The organism is Photorhabdus sp. P32, from assembly GCF_038085095.1.
In the GTDB taxonomy this organism is placed as follows: Bacteria; Pseudomonadota; Gammaproteobacteria; order Enterobacterales; family Enterobacteriaceae; genus Photorhabdus; species Photorhabdus luminescens.
In genome coordinates this window covers 1-382 of record NZ_JAZGJN010000020.1, presented here as the reverse complement: position 1 = coordinate 382, position 382 = coordinate 1, and the positions used below count along the sequence as shown (strand labels likewise).

The 382-nt window shown below is 43.7% G+C and carries 1 protein-coding gene; it reads left to right on the top strand.

Translation table 11 applies throughout. The features are described 5' to 3' along the window. Window positions 1–162: 162 nt before the first annotated feature. Window positions 163–382: inositol monophosphatase family protein (locus V2H77_RS00065; protein WP_341497184.1), on the top strand; the 220-nt coding region annotated here is incomplete at its 3' end.

Below are 382 nucleotides of genomic sequence, written 5' to 3'. Positions count from 1 at the left end.
ACCAAGATAATGCGGATATTTTCTAACATGACAACGTTTGAATAGTCTGGATAGTTATAAGAGCCAAATATCTTAACACAGCATTAGTCATTTTTCCGAACTACTGCTATACTGCGCGCCGATTAATTACCCGTTCTTTAACATCCTGGTGGAAGATATCCCATGCATCCGATGCTGACCATCGCCATACGCGCAGCGCGTAAAGCCGGCAATTTAATTGCCAAAAATTATGAAACTCCCGATGCGGTTGAAGCTAGCCAAAAAGGCAGCAACGACTTTGTTACCAACGTTGACAAAGCCGCAGAAGCGCTCATTATCGACGTTATTCGCAAATCTTATCCCAAGCACTCGATTATTACCGAAGAGAGTGGCGAGCTGTTAG